Here is a 16,864-nt window from a genome sequence, read left to right as displayed (position 1 = left end):
CACGATCGGGTGATCATCGCCCGAAAATGTACGGAAACACCGTTACCACCCCTCGGTTGCATACGAGGAACCGCGACCCACCAACCCCACCCCGCCGCCCACCGTCCCTTCCAACCCACCACCCTCCGCCCCCTCCGACCCACCACTTTCCGACCCCTCCGACCCAGCACCCTCCGCCCCCTCCGACCCAGCACCCTCCGCCCCCTCCGACCCAGCACCCTCCGATTCGGCACCCTCCGATTCGGCACCCTCCGACCGGCCACCGCCTCGACCGCACCACCCACGACGGGCGGCCGGCCATGACCCTCCAAGCCGAATGGGACGAGGCCGTCCAAGCGGCCCTGATCGGCGCCCACCGCGCGGGCACGACGCCGACCGCCCTGCTGGACCGCGTCGCCGCCCTGGGCGTAGCCGCGCACGGCGCCCAACTCCCGCCGCCCGTCGACACCCCGCCACTGCCCGCCGCCCCCGCGTCCGACGACGTACGCGCCCACCCGCCGGCCAGGTCCGTGCTGGTCCAGATCCTGGCCCTGGACGACCAGGTGCTGCTCACGGAGTGGTGTGGCATGGCCAAGTCGGCACGCGTCGTCGCCGACCACCGCGAGCTGCCCGCGTTGCTGGGACTGGGCACCGCGCACCCCGGCCTGCGCCCCGCCGTGTCCGCCGTCCTCGGCGCCCGCGGTCGGTGGCTGGCGACCATCCGCCCGGCCTGGGCCTGGGCCGCGACCGGCGTGGTCGCGGAGGAGATCGACCTCGACGAGGCCCTCGACCTGCCCGGCACGTCTCGCCTCGCCGCCCTGCGCCGCGCCCGCAACCAGGATCCGGTGGGAACGCGGGCGTTCCTGGCCGCGCAGTTCGAGGTCCAGCGCCGTGCCACCGACCGCCAGGTGCTGGTCAGCGCCCTGGAGGCGGGCCTCGGCCCGGACGACGAACCGCTCCTCGAACGCGCGCTGGACGACCGCGCGATCGGCGTGCACGACGAGGCGTTGCGGCTCCTGCGCACCTTGCCGACGTCCCACCTGGCCGAACGCGCCGCCGAACGCCTGCACCGCGGCCTGTGGCTGACCGCGGACGGTTTCGACGTGCAGACCGACGAGCTGTGGACCGAGACCGCGCCGGACCTGGACGAGGCCCGTGACCTGCTGAAAGACGGTTCCGAGGCGGGTATCGCGGGTCGGCTGCGCGGTGCGGCGGCGAGCGTGCCGCCGCAGCACTGGACCGGTCGGCTGGACACCGACGACGAGGGTGCCGCCGCCGAACTCGCGCGCGGCCCGTGGGCGAGTTCGCTGCTGCGCGGCGTGGCGCAGAACCTGAAGCTCGCCGACGACGCCCGGCCGTGGGCCGTCGCGGCGACCCGGTCGTTGACCGGCATGGAGCAGCTGGAGATGCTCGGCGGCCTGCCCGCCGAGCTGGCCGCGCGCACCGTGGTCGAGGTGTCGCGGCAGTGGAACTACGACCTGCTGGACCACGCGTGCTCGCAGTTGCCCGCGCCGTGGGGCGCGCAGGCCACCGCAGACCTGCTCGAACGCTACGCCGGGATGCGCGACCCGAGGTGGCGCGCCGGTCGGCCGCCCGCGGTGCTGCTGGCCAGGGGTGACGCCGAGGTCCTCGGCACGAACTGGGCCCGCATCACCGAGCGCTGGCCCGAGCACACCGTCGAACTCGACGTCCTGCGCCTGCGGATGCAGCTGCGCGAGGCGTTCAACCACCGGGAGGAAAGCCAGTGACCACCGAATCCGTGCTGCGGCCCGCCGCGGAACAGCAGTACGCCGCCGAGCTCGTGGCCCTGGCGGCGGCGGACGACCGGCCCCGTCCGCCGCGGTGGCGGATGTCGCCGCAGGCAGTGGTCACCTACGTGCTCGGCGGCAAGCTCCCGGACGGCACCGTGATCACCCCGAAGTACGTCGGCGACCGGCGGTTGGTCGAGATCGCCGTCGGCACGCTGGTCACCGACCGGGCGTTGTTGCTGATCGGGGTGCCCGGCACGGCGAAGTCGTGGCTGTCCGAGCACATCGCGGCGGCGGTGAGCGGCAACTCGACGCTGGTCGTGCAGGGCACCGCGGGCACGGGCGAGGACCAGGTCCGCTACGGCTGGAACTACGCGCGGTTGATCGCCGAGGGGCCGTCCGAGGCGGCGGTGGTGGCGAGCCCGGTGATGACGGGGATGCGCGAGGGCGCGGTCGTCCGGGTCGAGGAGCTGACCCGGATGCCCGCCGAGGTGCAGGACTCGTTCATCACGATCCTGTCCGAGAAGACGTTGCCGGTCCCGGAGCTGGGCATCCAGGTGCAGGCGGTGCCCGGTTTCACCGTGATCGCCACCGCGAACGACCGCGACCGCGGCGTGAACCAGATGTCGTCGGCGCTCGCCCGGCGCTTCAACACCGTCGTGCTGCCGCCGCCCGCGACCGAGGACGACGAGGTGCAGATCGTGTCGGCGCGCGCCGCCCAGCTCGGTCGGGCGTTGCAGCTGCCCGCCGAGCCGCCGGCGTTGGAGGAGGTGCGCCGGGTGGTGCGGATCTTCCGCGAGCTGCGCAACGGGTCCACTGTGGATGGTCGAACGCAGCTGAAGAAGCCGAGCGGCAGCCTGTCGACGGCCGAGGCGATCTCGGTGGTGACCAGCGGCATGGCGTTGGCCGGGCACTTCGGCGACGGCTCGATCACCGCCGACGAGCTGGCGTCCGGCCTGCTCGGCGCGGTGGTGAAGGACCGGGTGTCGGACGCGGCGGCGTGGCAGGAGTACCTGGAGGCGGTGGTGAAGGAGCGCGCCGAGTGGCGTGACCTGTACCGGGCGTGCCAGGACATGGTGGGCTGATGGCACGCGACCAGCCCTTGCCCGACCGGGTGACGTTGCTCGGGATCAGGCATCACGGTCCGGGTTCGGCGCGGATGGTCGAAGCGGCGTTGGCGGCTCTGCGGCCGGAGGTGGTCCTGATCGAGGGACCACCGGAGGGTGACGCCCTGTTGCCGCACGTGCCGAGCTTGACGCCGCCGGTGGCGTTGCTGCTGCACGACGAGGCGGAGCCGGCGCGGGCCGCTTTCTGGCCGTTCGCCGAGTTCTCGCCGGAGTGGCGGGCGATGACGTGGGCGCACGCCAACGGCGTCCCGGTGCGGTTCTTCGACCTGCCGGCCGCCGCCTCCCTGGCCGACCCCGAAACGCCCGACACACCGGAAACGCCCGACACACCCGACTCCCCCGCCTCCCCCGCTTCCCCGAAAGCGGCGCTCGACCCGCTCGGCACGTTGGCCGAGGCGGCGGGCTTCGACGACCCGGAGCGCTGGTGGGAGGACGTGGTCGAGCACCACACCGACCCGCGTGACCTGGCCGAGGCGGTCGCGGAGGCGATGGGCGCGTTGCGGGAGGAGTTCGCCGACCAGGTGGACGCCCGCACGTTGCGCCGGGAAGCCGCGATGCGGCAGAACGTCCGGCAGGCGTTGAAGGACGTCGAGGGTCCGATCGCGGTGGTGGCCGGCGCGTGGCACGTGCCCGCGCTGCGCACCCTGCCGCCCGCGTCGGTCGACGCCGCGGCGCTGAAGGGCTTGCCGCGCAAGAAGGTGTCGGGGACGTGGGTGCCGTGGAGCCACGGTCGGCTGGCCGCGTCGTCCGGTTATGGCGCGGGGATCGCTTCGCCGGGGTGGTACGCGCACTTGTGGGAGTGCGCCGAACGCGGCGACGCGGTGCCGCGCTGGTTCGCGAAGGCGTGCGGGGTGTTGCGGGCGGAGGACCTGCCCGCGTCGACGGCGAGCGCGGTGGAGGCGGTGCGGCTGGCGGACGCGTTGGCGGCGATGCGCGGGCGGCCGTCGCCGGGGCTGTCGGAGGTGATGGAGGCGTCGCTGGCGGTGTTGTGCGGCGGTGACGCGACCCCGCTCCGCCTGGTGCACGAGCAGTTGGTGGTCGGTGAGCGGTTGGGCGAGGTGGGCGACGACGTCCCGACGTCACCGCTGGCCGCGGACCTGGCGCGGTTGCAGCGCCGCTTGCGCATGCCAGCCAGTGCGGCGATCAAGCCGATGCGCTTCGACCTGCGCAAGGACACCGATCGTGAACGCTCGAAGTTGTTGCGGCGCTTGGAGGTTCTCGACGTCCCGTGGGGCACGCCGGACACGACCCGGACCCTGGGCACGTTCGCCGAGGCCTGGCAGCTGCACTGGCGGCCGGAATTCGCGGTCGCGCTGGCCGTCGCGGCACGGCACGGCACGACGGTCGAGTCGGCCGCGCGGACCGTGCTGATCGCCCGTGCCGACGCGGCCACCCGGGTCGTCGACGCCGCCGAAGCGTTGAGCCGGGCCGTGGGCTGCGAGATCCCGGAGGCCGTCGCCGCGTCCCGCCAAGCACTGGACCGCTGCGCCGCCGCCGCGACCGACGCCCTGGAACTCCTGGCCGCCCTACCGGATCTCGCGACCACCGTCCGCTACGGCTCGGTGCGCGGCACGGACCCGGAGCTGCTTCGCGTTGCCCTGCACGGTTTGCTCGCGCGCGGCGCGGTCGGCCTGCCGCTGGCGTGCCGGGGCGTGGACGAGGACACGGCGGAACGCGCGGTCAAGGCGGTCGAGGGCGCGGACGACGCGGTGCGCCTGGCCGCCGACGACGAGCACCGCGAGACGTGGCAGCGCGCGCTGGAGTCGCTGGTCGCGATGCCCGACGCGCACGGCCTGCCCACCGGCCGCGCGACGCGCCTGCTGTGGGAGACGGGGGTCCTGGACTCCGACGCGGTGGCCACCCGCCTGCACCGCGCGGTCTCGCTGGCTGCCGGTGCGACCGCGTTCGTGGCGGGCTTCCTGCGTGGCTCGGCTGCCCTGCTCACCGCTGATCCACGCCTGTTCGGCGTCGTGGACGAGTGGCTGACCGGTCTGTCCGGGGCGGATTTCGCCGCCGCGCTGCCGCTCCTGCGCCGGGCGGTGGGTGATTTCAGCCCGGCGGAGCGTCGGATGCTCGGCGACCGGGTCAAGGGCTCGGCGGCGGGTGGGGCGGTGGCGTCGGGTGACTGGGACGAAGAGCTCGCGGCGCGGCTTGTCGGGCACGTGCGCGATCTGCTGGAAGCGGGAGTGCGGGCGGGAACGGGGATGCGGACGGGAGTGGGGACGGGAACGGGGATGGCGGCGGGGGCGGGGGTGTGACGGGGGTGGTTGGTCGGGGCTTCCTCATGTTTTAACCGAGGGCCGGTAACAGTGTTTCCGTACATTTTCGGGCGATGATCACCCGATGGTGTGACAGAGGGCCCTGGGGTGGCCCGGATGGGCGGGTGGGCGCGTGACGCAGGACATCGCGGTCGAGCGGCAGCGGCGGTGGCGGTTGTTGTTGGGTGGGGCGGCGGGGGATCTCGGTGCCCTCGGCGAGGACGACCAGCGGCGGGACTCCGCGTTGACCGGGTTGTACGGCGGTGGGGATCCGGTGGACGCCGGGGGCAAGCGCAGCGCCGGGTTGGGCGGGTCCTCACCGGTGTTGCACCGGTGGTTGGGCGATGTCCGCACGTACTTCCCCAGCTCGGTCGTCCAAGTGATGCAGAAGGACGCGGTCGAGCGGTTGGGCCTGCGCCAGTTGCTCCTCGAACCCGAGCTGCTCTCGAGCGTCGAGCCGGACGTGAGCCTGGTCGGCACGCTGGTCTCCCTCTCCCGCGCCATCCCGGAACGCACCCGCGAGACCGCGCGGGCCGTGGTGCGCAAGGTGGTCGAGGACATCGAGCGCAAGCTCGCCGACCGCCTCCTGGCCGCCGTGCACGGCGCGATCGACCGGTCCCGCCGCACCAGCCGCCCGCGGCTGTCCGACGTCGACTGGAACCGCACGATCCGCAAGAACCTGCGCCACTACCAGCCCGACCAGCGCACGGTGATCGTGCAGGACCTGGTCGGTAACAGCAGGCGCAGCCGCCAGGCCTCGCTGCGGGACGTGATCCTGCTGGTCGACCAGTCCGGCTCGATGGCCGAGTCGGTCGTCTACTCCGCCGTGCTCGGCGCCTCGCTGGCCTCGCTGAAGGCCGTCGACACGAAGCTGGTCGTGTTCGACACCGAGGTGGTCGACCTGACCGAGCAGCTCAAGGACCCGGTCGACCTGCTGTTCGCCACCCAGCTGGGCGGCGGCACGGACATCAACCGCGCCGTCGCCTACGGCCAGTCGCTGGTCCGCCGCCCGACGGACACGGTGATGGTGCTGATCAGCGACCTGTACGAGGGGGGTGTGGCGCGGGAGTTGCAGCGGCGGGTGCGGGAGTTGGTGCAGAGCGGGGTGACGGTGGTGGTGCTGCTCGCGCTGTCCGACAGCGGCACGCCCGCCTACGACCACGAACTGGCCGCGAAGCTGTCCGAGCTGGGCGCGCCCGCGTTCGCCTGCACCCCGGACCGGTTCCCCGACCTGCTGGCGACGGCGTTGCGCCGCGAGGACGTCGCCGCGTGGGCCGAGCAGAGCGGCATCCCGGTCGGTCGCTAGGTCCGGCCGCTAAGACCTCGGCAGCCGGGCCGTCACCGGATGACGACCCGGCCCAGCGTCATGAACGGCGCGCCGCGGGTCAGCACCACCGCCCGGCCGCGCGGGTCGGGTCCGGCCAGCCACACCCGGCCGCCCCGGTGGATGTTCTCGCGGACGCGTTCGGGGATCTCGGCCAGCCGCAGGAACGTCCGGTCGGAGCCCTCCGTCTCCAGGTACGTCTGCCGCCCGACGCGCGTGCGCCCCGGCACGAAGCGCACCGGGACGGCGTGCCGGGGGTAGGCGTCGAGCAACCGCCGCAGGGCGCGGCGGGAGAAGAAGTGCCGCAGCCCGGGCACGGCGAACTCCACGCACAGCGGGGTGAGCAGGAACACCCAGCGCGACCCGACCCACTCCGACACGACCCACAGCGTCAGCAGGGCGAACAACGCCAGCCCGATGAACCCGACCGCGCGGCGATCCGCACTGGTCAGGCACTTGTCCACCCAAGCCTCGCCCACCACCGCTCCCAGCAAACCAGATGTCCACCCCGGGGGTGCCCGAACAGATGATCAGCAAACTCACCGTCGCACGACCTTCGCCGGGAACAGCTTCGGCACGCCGCGGAACGTGACCACGGTGTTCCCGGCGCGGTCGGGTGCGACGACCCACGCCCGCCGGTGCCGGTTGATCCGCCCGCGGACGACGGGTCCGGCGCTCACGTCCAGCACCAGGGGCCGGGGTCCGTGCACGACGAGCAGCCCGCCGCGCCAGTGGACGCGCACGTAGACCCACGCGTGCTCGCCGAGCACCCCGGGCAACGACTGCCGCCGCGTCAGCCCGTAGCCGAGCACCAGCGCGGAGAACAGCAGCAGCACGAGCGGCAGGGTGGAGGACACGGGGAACACGAAGATCAGCGCGAGTTGCAGCACGAACGCGAGCGCGCCGACCACGACCCAGCCGAACGCCCGCCGGCCGGCGATCTCCACGCAGTACCGGGTCCACCGGTCGTCGAGGGCCGCGCCCCCGGTGGACGGCTTGTTCGGCACGACCACGAGCCACCTCCGCCAGGCGAGCCAAGGTTACGACGAACGCGCGGCCCGTCGAATCGGCCAACCGGACCGTTCCGCCGGCCGACCGGACCGCTTCACCGGACCGTGCCGCAGGACCGGTCAGCGCCCGTTCCGAAGACCTGTTCCGCGTCCCGTTCCGCGGACCCGTTCGGCACGGCCGCGACCGACCCCCTAACCTGCGTGAACCACTCCGGCCCGGCGAGATTCCCGGTAAGCCGGAGGTGGAACTACCGCCGCAGCGCTCCGTCAAGTTAGGCTGCCCTAAGTTGGGAGGTGAGCGGGTGAACGAGACACGTCGACCGCCTGCGCCGCATCCGGCGGAGCGGGCCCGCACGATCGCCGCCCGTGGTGGGCGCGCGGCCCTGCTGCCGTCCGGTGGCACGGAGAACCGGATCACCCCGGTGCTGCACCACGTCCACCCGAACGGTGACGCGACGGTGGTGCTGCCCGACGGGCACCCGCTGGTCGAGGCCGCGCGCGGGACCGAGGTGACCGCGATGCTGGAGCTCGCCGACCAGGCTCCCGTGCAGCTGCGCGAACCGGTCCGGGGCCTGCTGTGGATCACCGGTTGGCTGCGCACGCTCACGCCCGGTGAGGCGCGCGAGGCGAGCATCGAGGTCGCCGAGGCGCGTCCGGACCCGCGGCTGCTCGACGTCGGGCACGGCGCGTCGGCGCTGCGGCTGTCGCCCGCGTCGCTGGTGGTGGCCGACGCCGAGGGCACCACGTCGTTGCGGCCGGAGTCGTTCGCGCAGGCGGAGCCGGACCCGTTCGCCGCGCACGAGGACCACTGGCTGCGCCACCTGGAGCTGTCGCACCGGGACGTGGTGGGCCTGCTCGCCCAGCACCTGCCGGTCGACCTGCGGGGCGGTCACGTCCGCCCGCTCGGCCTGGACCGCTTCGGCCTGCGGCTGCGGGTGGAGATGTCGGACTCCGACCACGACGTGCGGATCGCGTTCTCCCGGCCGGTGGGCACGGCGCAGGAGCTGGCCGGGGAACTGCGTCGCCTGATGGGCTGCCCCTTCCTGGCGCAGCGCCGTTAACGTACGCGGGTGACCGAAGACCTCCGGACGCGCCGCGGCTACCGGCTGGAACTGCTGCTCGTCTTCGCCGTGACGCTCGGGCTGTCCGGCGTGCGCAGCCTGGTGCGGCTGCTGGACAGCCTGCTGCAACCCGTGCCGCTGAACGAGCAGAAGGTCGCGATCAACGTCCCGCAGGCGCGGTTCGACCTGCTGGACCTGATCGCGCAGCTGCTCGGTGTCGTGCAGCTGGCCGCGTGGGGCGGGCTGGGCCTGTACCTGCTGTGGCAGGGCGGCATCAAGCTGAAGGCGCTCGGCCTGGACCGCACGCGCGTCGGGCCGGACGCGCTGGGCAGCCTCGGGTTGGCGGCCGTGATCGGCGTTCCGGGGCTGGTCTTCTACCTGGTCGCGTGGAACCTGGGGCTGAACCTGGCCGTGCTGCCGTCCACGTTGGACTCCTCGTGGTGGCGCGGCGTGGTGCTGGTGCTGTCCGCCGTGGGCAACGCGTGGGCGGAGGAGGTGCTGGTCGTCGGGTACTTCATCACCCGGCTGCGGCAGCTCGGGTGGCGGGAGAACACGGCGTTGCTGGCCAGCGCGGTGCTGCGCGGCTCGTACCACCTGTACCAGGGGTTCGGCGGGTTCATCGGCAACGTGGTGATGGGCTTGGTGTTCGGCAAGGTGTGGCAGCGCACGAACCGGTTGTGGGTGCTGGTCGTGGCGCACGCGCTGCTCGACGTGGTCGCGTTCGTCGGCTACGCGCTGGTGCGCGGTCACGTGTCCTGGTTGCCCTGAGTCCGCGCATCGCCTGAGCGTTCAACTCGGGTGTTCCGAACGTAGGACACGCGCGTTCTGAACGTAGGACACGCGCGTTCTGGAGGTAGGACTCTCGCGGGTCAGTGGACGAGGAGGAAGCGGGAGGTGGTGCGGGCGGCGGCGGCGATCACGGTGCGGGCCGCGCCGGCCGAGTCGAGCAGGGCCGGGTCGAGGTCGGTGACGCGGAGGGCGGCGTTCTCGGCGATCCGGGCGGCCGGTTCCGCCAGGGCCGCGGCGAAGGCCAGCCGGCCGGCGACCTCCTCCGGTGTGCCGGTGGCGTCCTGGGCCAGGCGGGCGCCCAGCTCGGCCAGGCCGACGCCACCACCGCGGATCACGCCCTCGCGCACCGCGCTGTCCACGGCGCGCACCGCGCGCCGCACCCGGTCCACCTCACCGGCGGCGGCCCGGATGAGCGCGGCGGTGTCGCCGGCGGCCGACGTGGGCCCGGCCAGCACGACCGTGTCCTGCCCGGTCACCACCACCTTCGCCGCGCGGCCCAACGACGACAGCAGCACCGGGTCGTTGCCCCCGTACAGGTAGTGGATCGTGCCGCCGACCACGCCCCGGAGCCGCTCCGCCTCGTCCGGCCCGGCGGTCACCGCGACCACGTCCCGCGTCTCGGCGATCCTCAGCACCTCGGCGAGCTCCGCGTGCGGCAGCACCTCGCACACCACCAGCAGCGGGCGTCCGCCGAGGTCCAGCCGGTCGAGCGACCGCTGGACGCCGGTCGGCTCGCCGGCGGTCAGCAGCACCCACGCGTCCTCCAGCACCGCCGTGCCGCCGGCGGGGTCCGTCACGAACCGGTCGGACGCGTACCCGCGGTCCAGGCGCAGGCCGCGGTGGACCTCGAACTCCGGCTCGAACCGCTTGCCCTCCTCCACCAGCACGGGTCCGCGCCACCCGGTGCGGGCGGCGACGGCCCCGATCAGCCGGCCGATCGCGGCGTCACCCGAGGCGGCGGTGGCCAGGGCGGGCAGCTCGGCCGGGGCCAACGGCCGCGCCGAGCCGATCAGCTCGGCGGCGCGGGCGGCGGCGGCCGTGACGCCGCGCATCAGCCGCACCGGGTGGTGCCCGTCGCGCATCGCGTCGACCAGCCCGCCGATCGCGGCGCGCGCCACGGCCACCGCCGACGCCGCGCCGTCACCGGCCTCGCGCCGCACCTCCAGCACCAGGTCGCGCACGTACCCCGCGCCGAGCCGGTCGCGCGGGTCGTCCGGCTGGAACGCCGCCACGATCGCCGACGCGTCGGCCAGCTCCACCGGCCTGCGGTCCACGAACACCACGGCGCGGCGGCCCATCGGCCCCAGCGTCCGGCACACCGGTTCGGCGGCGGCCCGGAAACCACGCGCCACCAGCAGCTGCCCGGACGTGTAGGTGGCCGTGCCGCGCGGTCGGCGCCCCGAAGCGGCGCCGGCGCGCGCGATCCGCAGCGGCTGCGACGAGCCGTGCGCGAAGAACTGCGGCGTCTGGTCGGGACGCCGGGCGCGCACCTCGCCCCGCGCGTACTTGAACAGCTCGTCGGCGTCGACCCACCCGTCGCCGTCGAGGTCGGCGGCGCCGCCGGCCAGGCCCTCGATCAGCACGTCGGTGAACAGGGACGCGATCGGCGCGTCCAGCGACAGCGAGTCCTGCTCGAAGGCGTACTCGTAGGCGTTGGACGCGGTCAGCACCACGTACCCCTCGCCGACGTCGTCCAGCACGTCCGTCGCGCCCGCCTTGAACCCCTCCGCGAACGCGCCGCTGAAGCAGCAGTCCAGCACCAGGACCCGCCCGGACGCCCGGCAGTCCTCCAGCTGCTCGTTCAGGAACGAGCGGGGTATCGCGGTGCCCGCGGGCCGGTCCTGCACGGTGTTCGACGCGGCGAAGTACAGCCGCCGCGCGGCCGTGGTCAGGCCGTGGCACGAGAAGTACAGCAGCACCAGGTCGTCGGCCTCGCGCGGCGCGAGCACGTCCTCGACCGCGCGCCGGATCTCGTGATCGGTCCGGTCCCGCAGCACCTCGACCGCGGTGAACCCGCCGACGTCGGGGTCCTCCAGCACGGCGGCGAGCCGTTCCACGTCCTGCTCCGGCGCGCGCAACCGGCTCAGCCGCACGTCCTCGTACTCGCCGGTCGCGACCAACAACGCGTACCGGCCCACCTCACCCCTCGCCCTCGTGCTCGCGCAGCCACGCCTCCAGCAGGGCCTTCTGCGAGCGGGCGTCCACGCCCTCGACGGTGATCTCGGCGTCACGGGTCTTGATCGTCACCTTGCGCGCGCTGCCGCGCTGCACGAACGACGTGACCACGGACGCGACGGCGGCGGCCACCGCGGCGGGCAGCGCGCCGTTGAGCACGAGCTCGGCGACGGTCGCGCCCGCGCCGCTCTTGGAGCCCTCCGGCGACGCGGCCGGCGCGGGCCGCGCGTCGACCTTCGCGCCCCTGACCAGCTCTTGCGACAACTGGCTCGTCGCCGAGGCGGCTCGGCCCGGCGCGTCGACGAACAAGTGGAAGTCCGCCACTGATCCTCCCCCGGTAGACCACGATCATCCCGCAAGCACACCCCCGGACCGGTAGTCCACGTGAGAACGCAACGTTCACAACGTCAAGTAGCTCAAACGTGCAACGAATCACCGTTCTCAAGCCGACATACGATCGACTTTCGCTGGCGAAGGCCACTCAGAGCTGCTGATCCCACCAATCTCGGGTTACCCTCGATCCGTGACTGCGCACATCGCCCAGACCCCGTCCACCGACGGCGAGCCGGTAGCGGCGCCCCGCGTCGACAGCGAAGTCGGCCCCCTGCGCACGGTGCTGCTGCACCGTCCGGGCGCCGAGCTCAAGCGGCTCACCCCGCGCAACAACGACCAGCTGCTGTTCGACGGCGTGCCGTGGGTCGACCGGGCGCAGGAGGAGCACGACGCGTTCGCCGAGCTGCTGCGCGGGCGCGGCGTCGAGGTGCTGCTGCTGGCGGACCTGCTGGTCGACGCGCTGCACGACGACCGGGCCCGGATCGCGGGCATCCACAGCGCGGTCAACGAGCGGCGGCTCGGCATCGACCTGGCCGACGCGCTGCGCTCGCACCTGGCCTCGATCGGCCCCGACCAGCTGGCCACCGCGCTGATGACCGGCATGACGTTCGAGGAGCTGCCCGCCGCCGAGGGCGCGTCGCTGGTGCGCAAGATGCACCACCCGATCGACTTCGCGGTCGATCCGCTGCCGAACCTGCTGTTCACCCGCGACTCGTCGGTGTGGGTCGGCGACCGGGTCGCGATCACGTCGCTGGCGCTGCCCGCCCGCGACCGGGAGACCGCGCTGACCGACCTGATCTACGCCTACCACCCGCGCTTCCGCCGGACCGGCCGCGCCTACGGGGCGCACTCCGCGCCGGTCGAGGGCGGTGACGTGCTGCTGCTCGCGCCGGGCGTGCTGGCGATCGGCGTCGGCGAGCGGACCACGCCGGCGGGCGCGGAGTCGTTCGCCCGGTCCGCGCTGGCCGACGGCCTGGCGCACACCGTGCTGGCGGTGCCGATCACGCAGGAGCGGGCGACCATGCACCTGGACACGGTGTGCACGATGGTCGACCGGGACGCCGTGGTGATGTACCCGGCGGTGCGGGACAACCTGTTCGCCTTCCCCGTGCGGTCCGACGGCGCGGGCGGCGTCGTGGTGGAGGACCGGCGGCCGTTCCTGGAGGCGGCGGCCGACGCGATGGGCATCGACCGGCTGCGCGTGATCGACACCGGCCTCGACCCGGTGACCGCGGAACGCGAGCAGTGGGACGACGGCAACAACACGTTGGCCGTCGGACCCGGCCTGGTCGTGGCCTACGAGCGAAACGTGGAGACGAACGCGCGACTGGAGGACGCGGGCGTCGAGGTGATCCGGATCAGCGGCTCCGAACTGGGCTCCGGTCGCGGCGGCCCGCGCTGCATGTCGTGCCCGATCGACCGCGCACCGCTGGTCTGAACACTCGGAAAGGGTTGCCTAAGCTTTCTTCGGCAACCCTTTCCTAACGTTCACGAAGCCTTACCTGCAATGCATTAAACCCACACTATCGGGTATTCTTCGAGCATGGCTGTCAACTTGAAGAAGATTACCGGCGCGCGTTCCTCGAAGTTCCACGACCTGCTTCAGGAGCAGGTGCGCAACGAGTTCACGGCCTCGCAGCAGTACGTGGCCATCGCGGTCTGGTTCGACGCGAGCGACCTGCCGCGCCTCGCTTCGCACTTCTACAAGCAGTCGCTGGAAGAGCGCAACCACGCGATGATGATCGTGCAGTACCTGATGGACAACGGACTGCCGGTGGCCATTCCCGGTGTGGACGACGTGCGCAACGACTTCGCCGCGCCGCGCGAGCCGGTCGCGCTCGCGCTGGAGCAGGAGAAGAAGGTCACCGAGCAGATCGTCGCGCTCGCCAAGACGGCCCGCGACGAGGGCGACTACATCGGCGAGCAGTTCCTCCAGTGGTTCCTGAAGGAGCAGGTGGAGGAGGTCGCGTCGATGAGCACGCTGCTCACCGTGATCGACCGCGCCGACGGCAACCTGTTCCACGTGGAGACCTTCCTGACCCGCGAGAACGTGGGCGAGGAAGCCGACAACGGCACGCCGCGCGCCGCGGGTGGCACCGTGTAGACCGGCCCCGCCGACAGCGAACGACGCCCGTCACCGGTGGAGGTGGCGGGCGTCGCCGCGTGCTCGGGCGTCGCTGCGTGCTCAGGTCAGGCAGCGTGCCCAGGTGGGCTGTGCTCAGGTCAGGCAGCCCCGGTCGGCCCGGACGAGGCCGATGCCGGTCAGCGTGTCGCCCGCGTCCTCGAAGAAGAACTTGTAGCCGGTCTCGGCGTCCAACGGCCGGATGAAACCGTGCGGGTACTGCTCCACGTCCGGGTAGACCTCGTGCATCCGCGCCCGCGAGTCGCCGATGCGCAGGCCCTCTGGCGTGCGGCCACCGGCTTCGACCCGGATCTCCACCGCCACCCCGTCCTGGAGGCCGACCCAGCCCTTCGCGGCCGTCAGCTCGCGGATCGAGCAGGAGAACTCGGGCCTGGTCACGTCGCCGCCGACCTCGCCGGTGGCCTCCAGCTCCGCCACCGTCATGCCCAGCCGCACCGCGCCGACGCCGCGGGCGTCGAGCACGGCCGCGCCACCCGCCCCGGACGTCGCGCTGACGTTCGTGGCGGGTGGCACGGCCTGCGGCGCGGACGACTCGCAGGCGGTCGGCAGCAGGAGCACCGCCGCCACGACCAGCCACTTCATCCGCCCATCCTCCCGCTCCGCGCCACCCGCGGCCACGATCAGTTGAAGCAGGCCTGACCCCGGCGGGCGAGCGAGGTGACGCCGTTCACCAAGTAGGACACGTCGTCCTCGACCCACACCTTGTAGCCGTTCGGGCCCGCCTCGCCACCCGGGTAGGTCCGCGCGACCCGCGGGTCGACCGGGCTGATGTCGACCGGGAGGCCCTCGGCGGTGGTGGCGCCGTGCTTGACGATGATCGCCATGAGGCCCTTGCCGTCCTGGATCCAGGCGCTGCCGCCGCCGGACCGGAACTCGTACATGTCGCACTGGGCGCTCATCCGCAGCACCGGCTCGCCGACCAGGCCGGTCGCCACCAGCTGCTCACGCGTCATGCCGAGCTGGATCGCGCCGAACCCGGTGTGGCTCAGGACCGGCGTCGTGTCCACCACCACGGTCTCGACCACCGTGCTCGTCACCGTCGACCGCACCGTGACGGCGGTCGGCGCGACGGACGACGTGCTCGACGGCGCTGTCGTCGTGGTCGCGGACGACGTCGACGACGGACCGCCCGACGCGGCCGGCTCCCCCGTGCACCCGACCAGCGCCAACCCCGCGACCGCGAGCACCACACCCATGACCTTCATCGCTGTTCCCCCTGTTGCGCGCAGTCGGCGGTGAGCCGCTGCATCCGAATCCCGACAACCCGCTCCGCGTCCAGCGCGAACACGTACTTCCAAGCGACGTCACCCGGCATGAGCACGTCGTAGGAGGCGCCCCCGCGGGTCGATTCCCCCGCCGGGTACTTCGCCTTCACCTGCTCCAGCGCCGAGCCGACGCCGACCCCCGTCGACGTCTTGCCACCCGCGGGCAACTTGATCTGCACGACCCCCCGCCCACGCGCCACGAGCACGGCGTTCGCGACACCCGGATCACTCGCCCAGGTGAACGCCGCGCACTCGCCACCGGGCGCCGCGGTCACCAGGCCGGTGGCCGCCACCTCCTGCTCGGTCATGCCGAACTTCACCGCGCCGTACCCCACGTTCGGGAGCGCGCGCTCCTTCGTCACCGACACGGTGGCCGTCTCCACCACGGTGTGCGGTGGCGGCGCCGCGATCACCCCACCGGTGGACGTCGTGGTGGTGGTCGTCGTCCGCAGCACGGCCGGGTCGACGGGCGGCAGGCTCAACGAACCGCCCAGGGCCGACACACCCCACCCGCTCACCACCAGCGCGACCGCCGTGACCGCGCCCACCACCGCGGTCCGCCGGTGACGCACCCGGCGGGCGCCCGCCACGACCACCTCGGTCGCGCCCGGCCTGGCCGCCACGTCCAGCCGGTCGTCCTTCAGCAGCCGGCCCAGCTCCTCCTCGATGTTCACCCCGCCTCCCCCAGTCGTGCGCGCAAGGTCGCCATCGCCTTGCTGTTCTGGCTCTTGACCGTGCCCGCGGACACGCCGAGCGCGCGGGCGATCTCGGCCTCGGACAGACCGTCGTAGAAGCGCAGCACCACCACGGCGCGCTGACGCGGCGGGAGCGCCCGCAACGCCTGCCACAGCGGCTCGTGCTCCAGGCGGTCGTGCCCGGCCGCGGCGACCGCGTCGGGGAAGTCCGCCACCAGGTCCTCGCGCCGCCGACGACGCCACCGGCTGGTGTTGGCGTTCGCCATGGACCGCCGCACGTAGGCCAGCGGCTCGCCCTTGCGCAGCACGGCCGCCCACCGCGAGCCGACCTTCTCCAGCACCGTCTGCACCAGGTCGCCCGCGTCGTGCGGGTTCCCGGTCAAGGCGTGCCCGTAGCGCAACAAGCCCGGCAACGACATCCGCACGAAGTCGGCCGTCGTCCCCCCACCGCGATCGGTGGCCCTCTCCCCCGGCAAGACCGCGGTCACCTCGGAACCCCCTCCGGCGGCAGCCCCCTCGGCCACCGTCGAAGAGGACACGCTCGAACGGGGTTGTCGGTTGCCTCAGCCCGAGGTCACAAAACGGGCAACGGCCGGAAGGCCCCGTCGGCGTCCGGGGAGAACTCGTGCACGGCCACCACCGAGTCGGCCGGGATCGGCCCGTAGACGTGCGGGAACCACGGACCGTCCTCGGTCTCGCCCGGCTCCCACAGCACGGGCAGGCCCTCGGGGTCGATCACCAGCAGCACGAGGTCGTGCCGGTCCGGGTACAGGCGGTTGGCGGGCAGGTGCACCGTGCCCGGGTCCGAGCAGTGCACGAAACCGTCGAGGTCGAGCGGGATCGCGCCGTCCTCGCGGGCACGCCGCCAGTCCGCCTTCGGGCTGATCCGCAGGATCACTCCGACTCCTCACTTGTCCACAGGAGCCTGTGGACAAAGCTGGGGATACCTGTGGACAG

At 73.1% G+C, this 16,864-nt stretch carries 17 protein-coding genes; 8 read left to right on the top strand and 9 right to left on the bottom strand.

The window, feature by feature from the left end:
• Positions 1-299: 299 nt before the first annotated feature.
• From ACQPYE_RS00570 to ACQPYE_RS00555, 4 genes are all read left to right on the top strand, one after another.
• The gene (locus ACQPYE_RS00570; RefSeq protein WP_498718537.1) at positions 300-1,727 is read left to right on the top strand and encodes a DUF5691 domain-containing protein; all 1,428 of its coding nucleotides are present in this window, start codon (positions 300-302) and stop codon (positions 1,725-1,727) included.
• Positions 1,724-2,812, top strand: a complete 1,089-nt coding sequence (locus tag ACQPYE_RS00565; protein WP_498718536.1) for an ATP-binding protein — start codon at positions 1,724-1,726, stop codon at positions 2,810-2,812. The genes ACQPYE_RS00570 and ACQPYE_RS00565 overlap by 4 nt, the downstream gene beginning before the upstream one ends.
• Entirely contained in the window at positions 2,812-5,112 is a 2,301-nt protein-coding gene (locus ACQPYE_RS00560) for a DUF5682 family protein (RefSeq protein ID WP_498718534.1), read from the top strand. Before ACQPYE_RS00565 ends, ACQPYE_RS00560 begins: the two co-directional genes overlap by 1 nt.
• Positions 5,113-5,245: 133 nt before the next feature.
• Complete coding sequence (locus ACQPYE_RS00555) at positions 5,246-6,418, top strand: VWA domain-containing protein (RefSeq protein WP_498718533.1); 1,173 nt, start codon at positions 5,246-5,248, stop codon at positions 6,416-6,418.
• A gap of 32 nt (positions 6,419-6,450) precedes the next feature.
• Here the strand turns inward: ACQPYE_RS00555 and ACQPYE_RS00550 are convergent, their stop codons facing one another.
• Together ACQPYE_RS00550 and ACQPYE_RS00545 are read right to left on the bottom strand one after the other, a co-directional pair.
• Positions 6,451-6,915, bottom strand: a complete 465-nt coding sequence (locus ACQPYE_RS00550) for a hypothetical protein (protein WP_498718532.1) — start codon at positions 6,913-6,915, stop codon at positions 6,451-6,453.
• A 60-nt stretch (positions 6,916-6,975) separates the two neighbouring features.
• A complete protein-coding gene (locus ACQPYE_RS00545) occupies positions 6,976-7,449 on the bottom strand; it encodes a hypothetical protein (protein ID WP_498718531.1) in 474 nt (157 codons plus the stop codon).
• Between the two features lie 299 nt (positions 7,450-7,748).
• On the opposite strand from ACQPYE_RS00545, the gene ACQPYE_RS00540 reads away from it, so the two are divergent.
• Together ACQPYE_RS00540 and ACQPYE_RS00535 are read left to right on the top strand one after the other, a co-directional pair.
• On the top strand, positions 7,749-8,507 hold the full coding sequence (locus ACQPYE_RS00540) for a DUF2470 domain-containing protein (RefSeq protein ID WP_498718530.1): 759 nt from the start codon (positions 7,749-7,751) through the stop codon (positions 8,505-8,507).
• Between the two features lie 9 nt (positions 8,508-8,516).
• Positions 8,517-9,275 carry a CPBP family intramembrane glutamic endopeptidase gene (locus ACQPYE_RS00535; protein ID WP_498718529.1) on the top strand — a complete coding sequence of 253 codons (759 nt, stop codon included), beginning with the start codon at positions 8,517-8,519 and terminating at the stop codon, positions 9,273-9,275.
• A 101-nt stretch (positions 9,276-9,376) separates the two neighbouring features.
• Here the strand turns inward: ACQPYE_RS00535 and ACQPYE_RS00530 are convergent, their stop codons facing one another.
• The gene (locus ACQPYE_RS00530) at positions 9,377-11,434 is read right to left on the bottom strand and encodes a caspase, EACC1-associated type (protein ID WP_498718528.1); all 2,058 of its coding nucleotides are present in this window, start codon (positions 11,432-11,434) and stop codon (positions 9,377-9,379) included.
• Between the two features lies 1 nt (position 11,435).
• Positions 11,436-11,795, bottom strand: coding sequence for a hypothetical protein (locus ACQPYE_RS00525; protein WP_498718527.1), 360 nt, complete (start codon positions 11,793-11,795; stop codon positions 11,436-11,438).
• Positions 11,796-11,994: 199 nt separating this feature from the next.
• On the opposite strand from ACQPYE_RS00525, the gene ACQPYE_RS00520 reads away from it, so the two are divergent.
• The gene (locus ACQPYE_RS00520; protein WP_498718526.1) at positions 11,995-13,242 is read left to right on the top strand and encodes an arginine deiminase; all 1,248 of its coding nucleotides are present in this window, start codon (positions 11,995-11,997) and stop codon (positions 13,240-13,242) included.
• Positions 13,243-13,347: 105 nt separating this feature from the next.
• A complete protein-coding gene (locus ACQPYE_RS00515; RefSeq protein WP_498718525.1) occupies positions 13,348-13,908 on the top strand; it encodes a ferritin in 561 nt (186 codons plus the stop codon).
• Positions 13,909-14,022: 114 nt separating this feature from the next.
• Here ACQPYE_RS00515 and ACQPYE_RS00510 read toward each other — a convergent pair whose 3' ends face one another.
• The 5 genes from ACQPYE_RS00510 to ACQPYE_RS00490 all read right to left on the bottom strand — a co-directional run bounded on the left by ACQPYE_RS00510 (position 14,023) and on the right by ACQPYE_RS00490 (position 16,805).
• Complete coding sequence (locus tag ACQPYE_RS00510) at positions 14,023-14,529, bottom strand: hypothetical protein (RefSeq protein WP_498718524.1); 507 nt, start codon at positions 14,527-14,529, stop codon at positions 14,023-14,025.
• 38 nt (positions 14,530-14,567) lie between these two features.
• Positions 14,568-15,152, bottom strand: a complete 585-nt coding sequence (locus ACQPYE_RS00505) for a hypothetical protein (RefSeq protein ID WP_498718523.1) — start codon at positions 15,150-15,152, stop codon at positions 14,568-14,570.
• Positions 15,149-15,886, bottom strand: a complete 738-nt coding sequence (locus ACQPYE_RS00500; RefSeq protein WP_498718522.1) for a hypothetical protein — start codon at positions 15,884-15,886, stop codon at positions 15,149-15,151. The genes ACQPYE_RS00505 and ACQPYE_RS00500 overlap by 4 nt, the downstream gene beginning before the upstream one ends.
• Entirely contained in the window at positions 15,883-16,395 is a 513-nt protein-coding gene (locus ACQPYE_RS00495; protein WP_498718521.1) for a SigE family RNA polymerase sigma factor, read from the bottom strand. Before ACQPYE_RS00495 ends, ACQPYE_RS00500 begins: the two co-directional genes overlap by 4 nt.
• 86 nt (positions 16,396-16,481) lie before the next feature.
• Positions 16,482-16,805 carry a DUF952 domain-containing protein gene (locus tag ACQPYE_RS00490; protein ID WP_498718520.1) on the bottom strand — a complete coding sequence of 108 codons (324 nt, stop codon included), beginning with the start codon at positions 16,803-16,805 and terminating at the stop codon, positions 16,482-16,484.
• Positions 16,806-16,864 lie beyond the last annotated feature (59 nt).

Source organism: Actinosynnema sp. CA-299493 (assembly GCF_050946825.1).
Taxonomy (GTDB): domain Bacteria; phylum Actinomycetota; class Actinomycetes; order Mycobacteriales; family Pseudonocardiaceae; genus Actinosynnema.
This window is presented reverse-complemented; position numbering and strand designations above follow the sequence as displayed.

What these genes read in the sequence shown, in the direction of transcription:
- ACQPYE_RS00515 (WP_498718525.1), top strand. Translation starts at nt 13,348, where the DNA reads ATGGCTGTCAACTTGAAGAAGATTACCGGCGCGCGTTCCTCGAAGTTC.
- ACQPYE_RS00505 (WP_498718523.1), bottom strand. Translation starts at nt 15,152, where the DNA reads ATGAAGGTCATGGGTGTGGTGCTCGCGGTCGCGGGGTTGGCGCTGGTC.
- ACQPYE_RS00560 (WP_498718534.1), top strand. Translation starts at nt 2,812, where the DNA reads ATGGCACGCGACCAGCCCTTGCCCGACCGGGTGACGTTGCTCGGGATC.
- ACQPYE_RS00570 (WP_498718537.1), top strand. Translation starts at nt 300, where the DNA reads ATGACCCTCCAAGCCGAATGGGACGAGGCCGTCCAAGCGGCCCTGATC.
- ACQPYE_RS00510 (WP_498718524.1), bottom strand. Translation starts at nt 14,529, where the DNA reads ATGAAGTGGCTGGTCGTGGCGGCGGTGCTCCTGCTGCCGACCGCCTGC.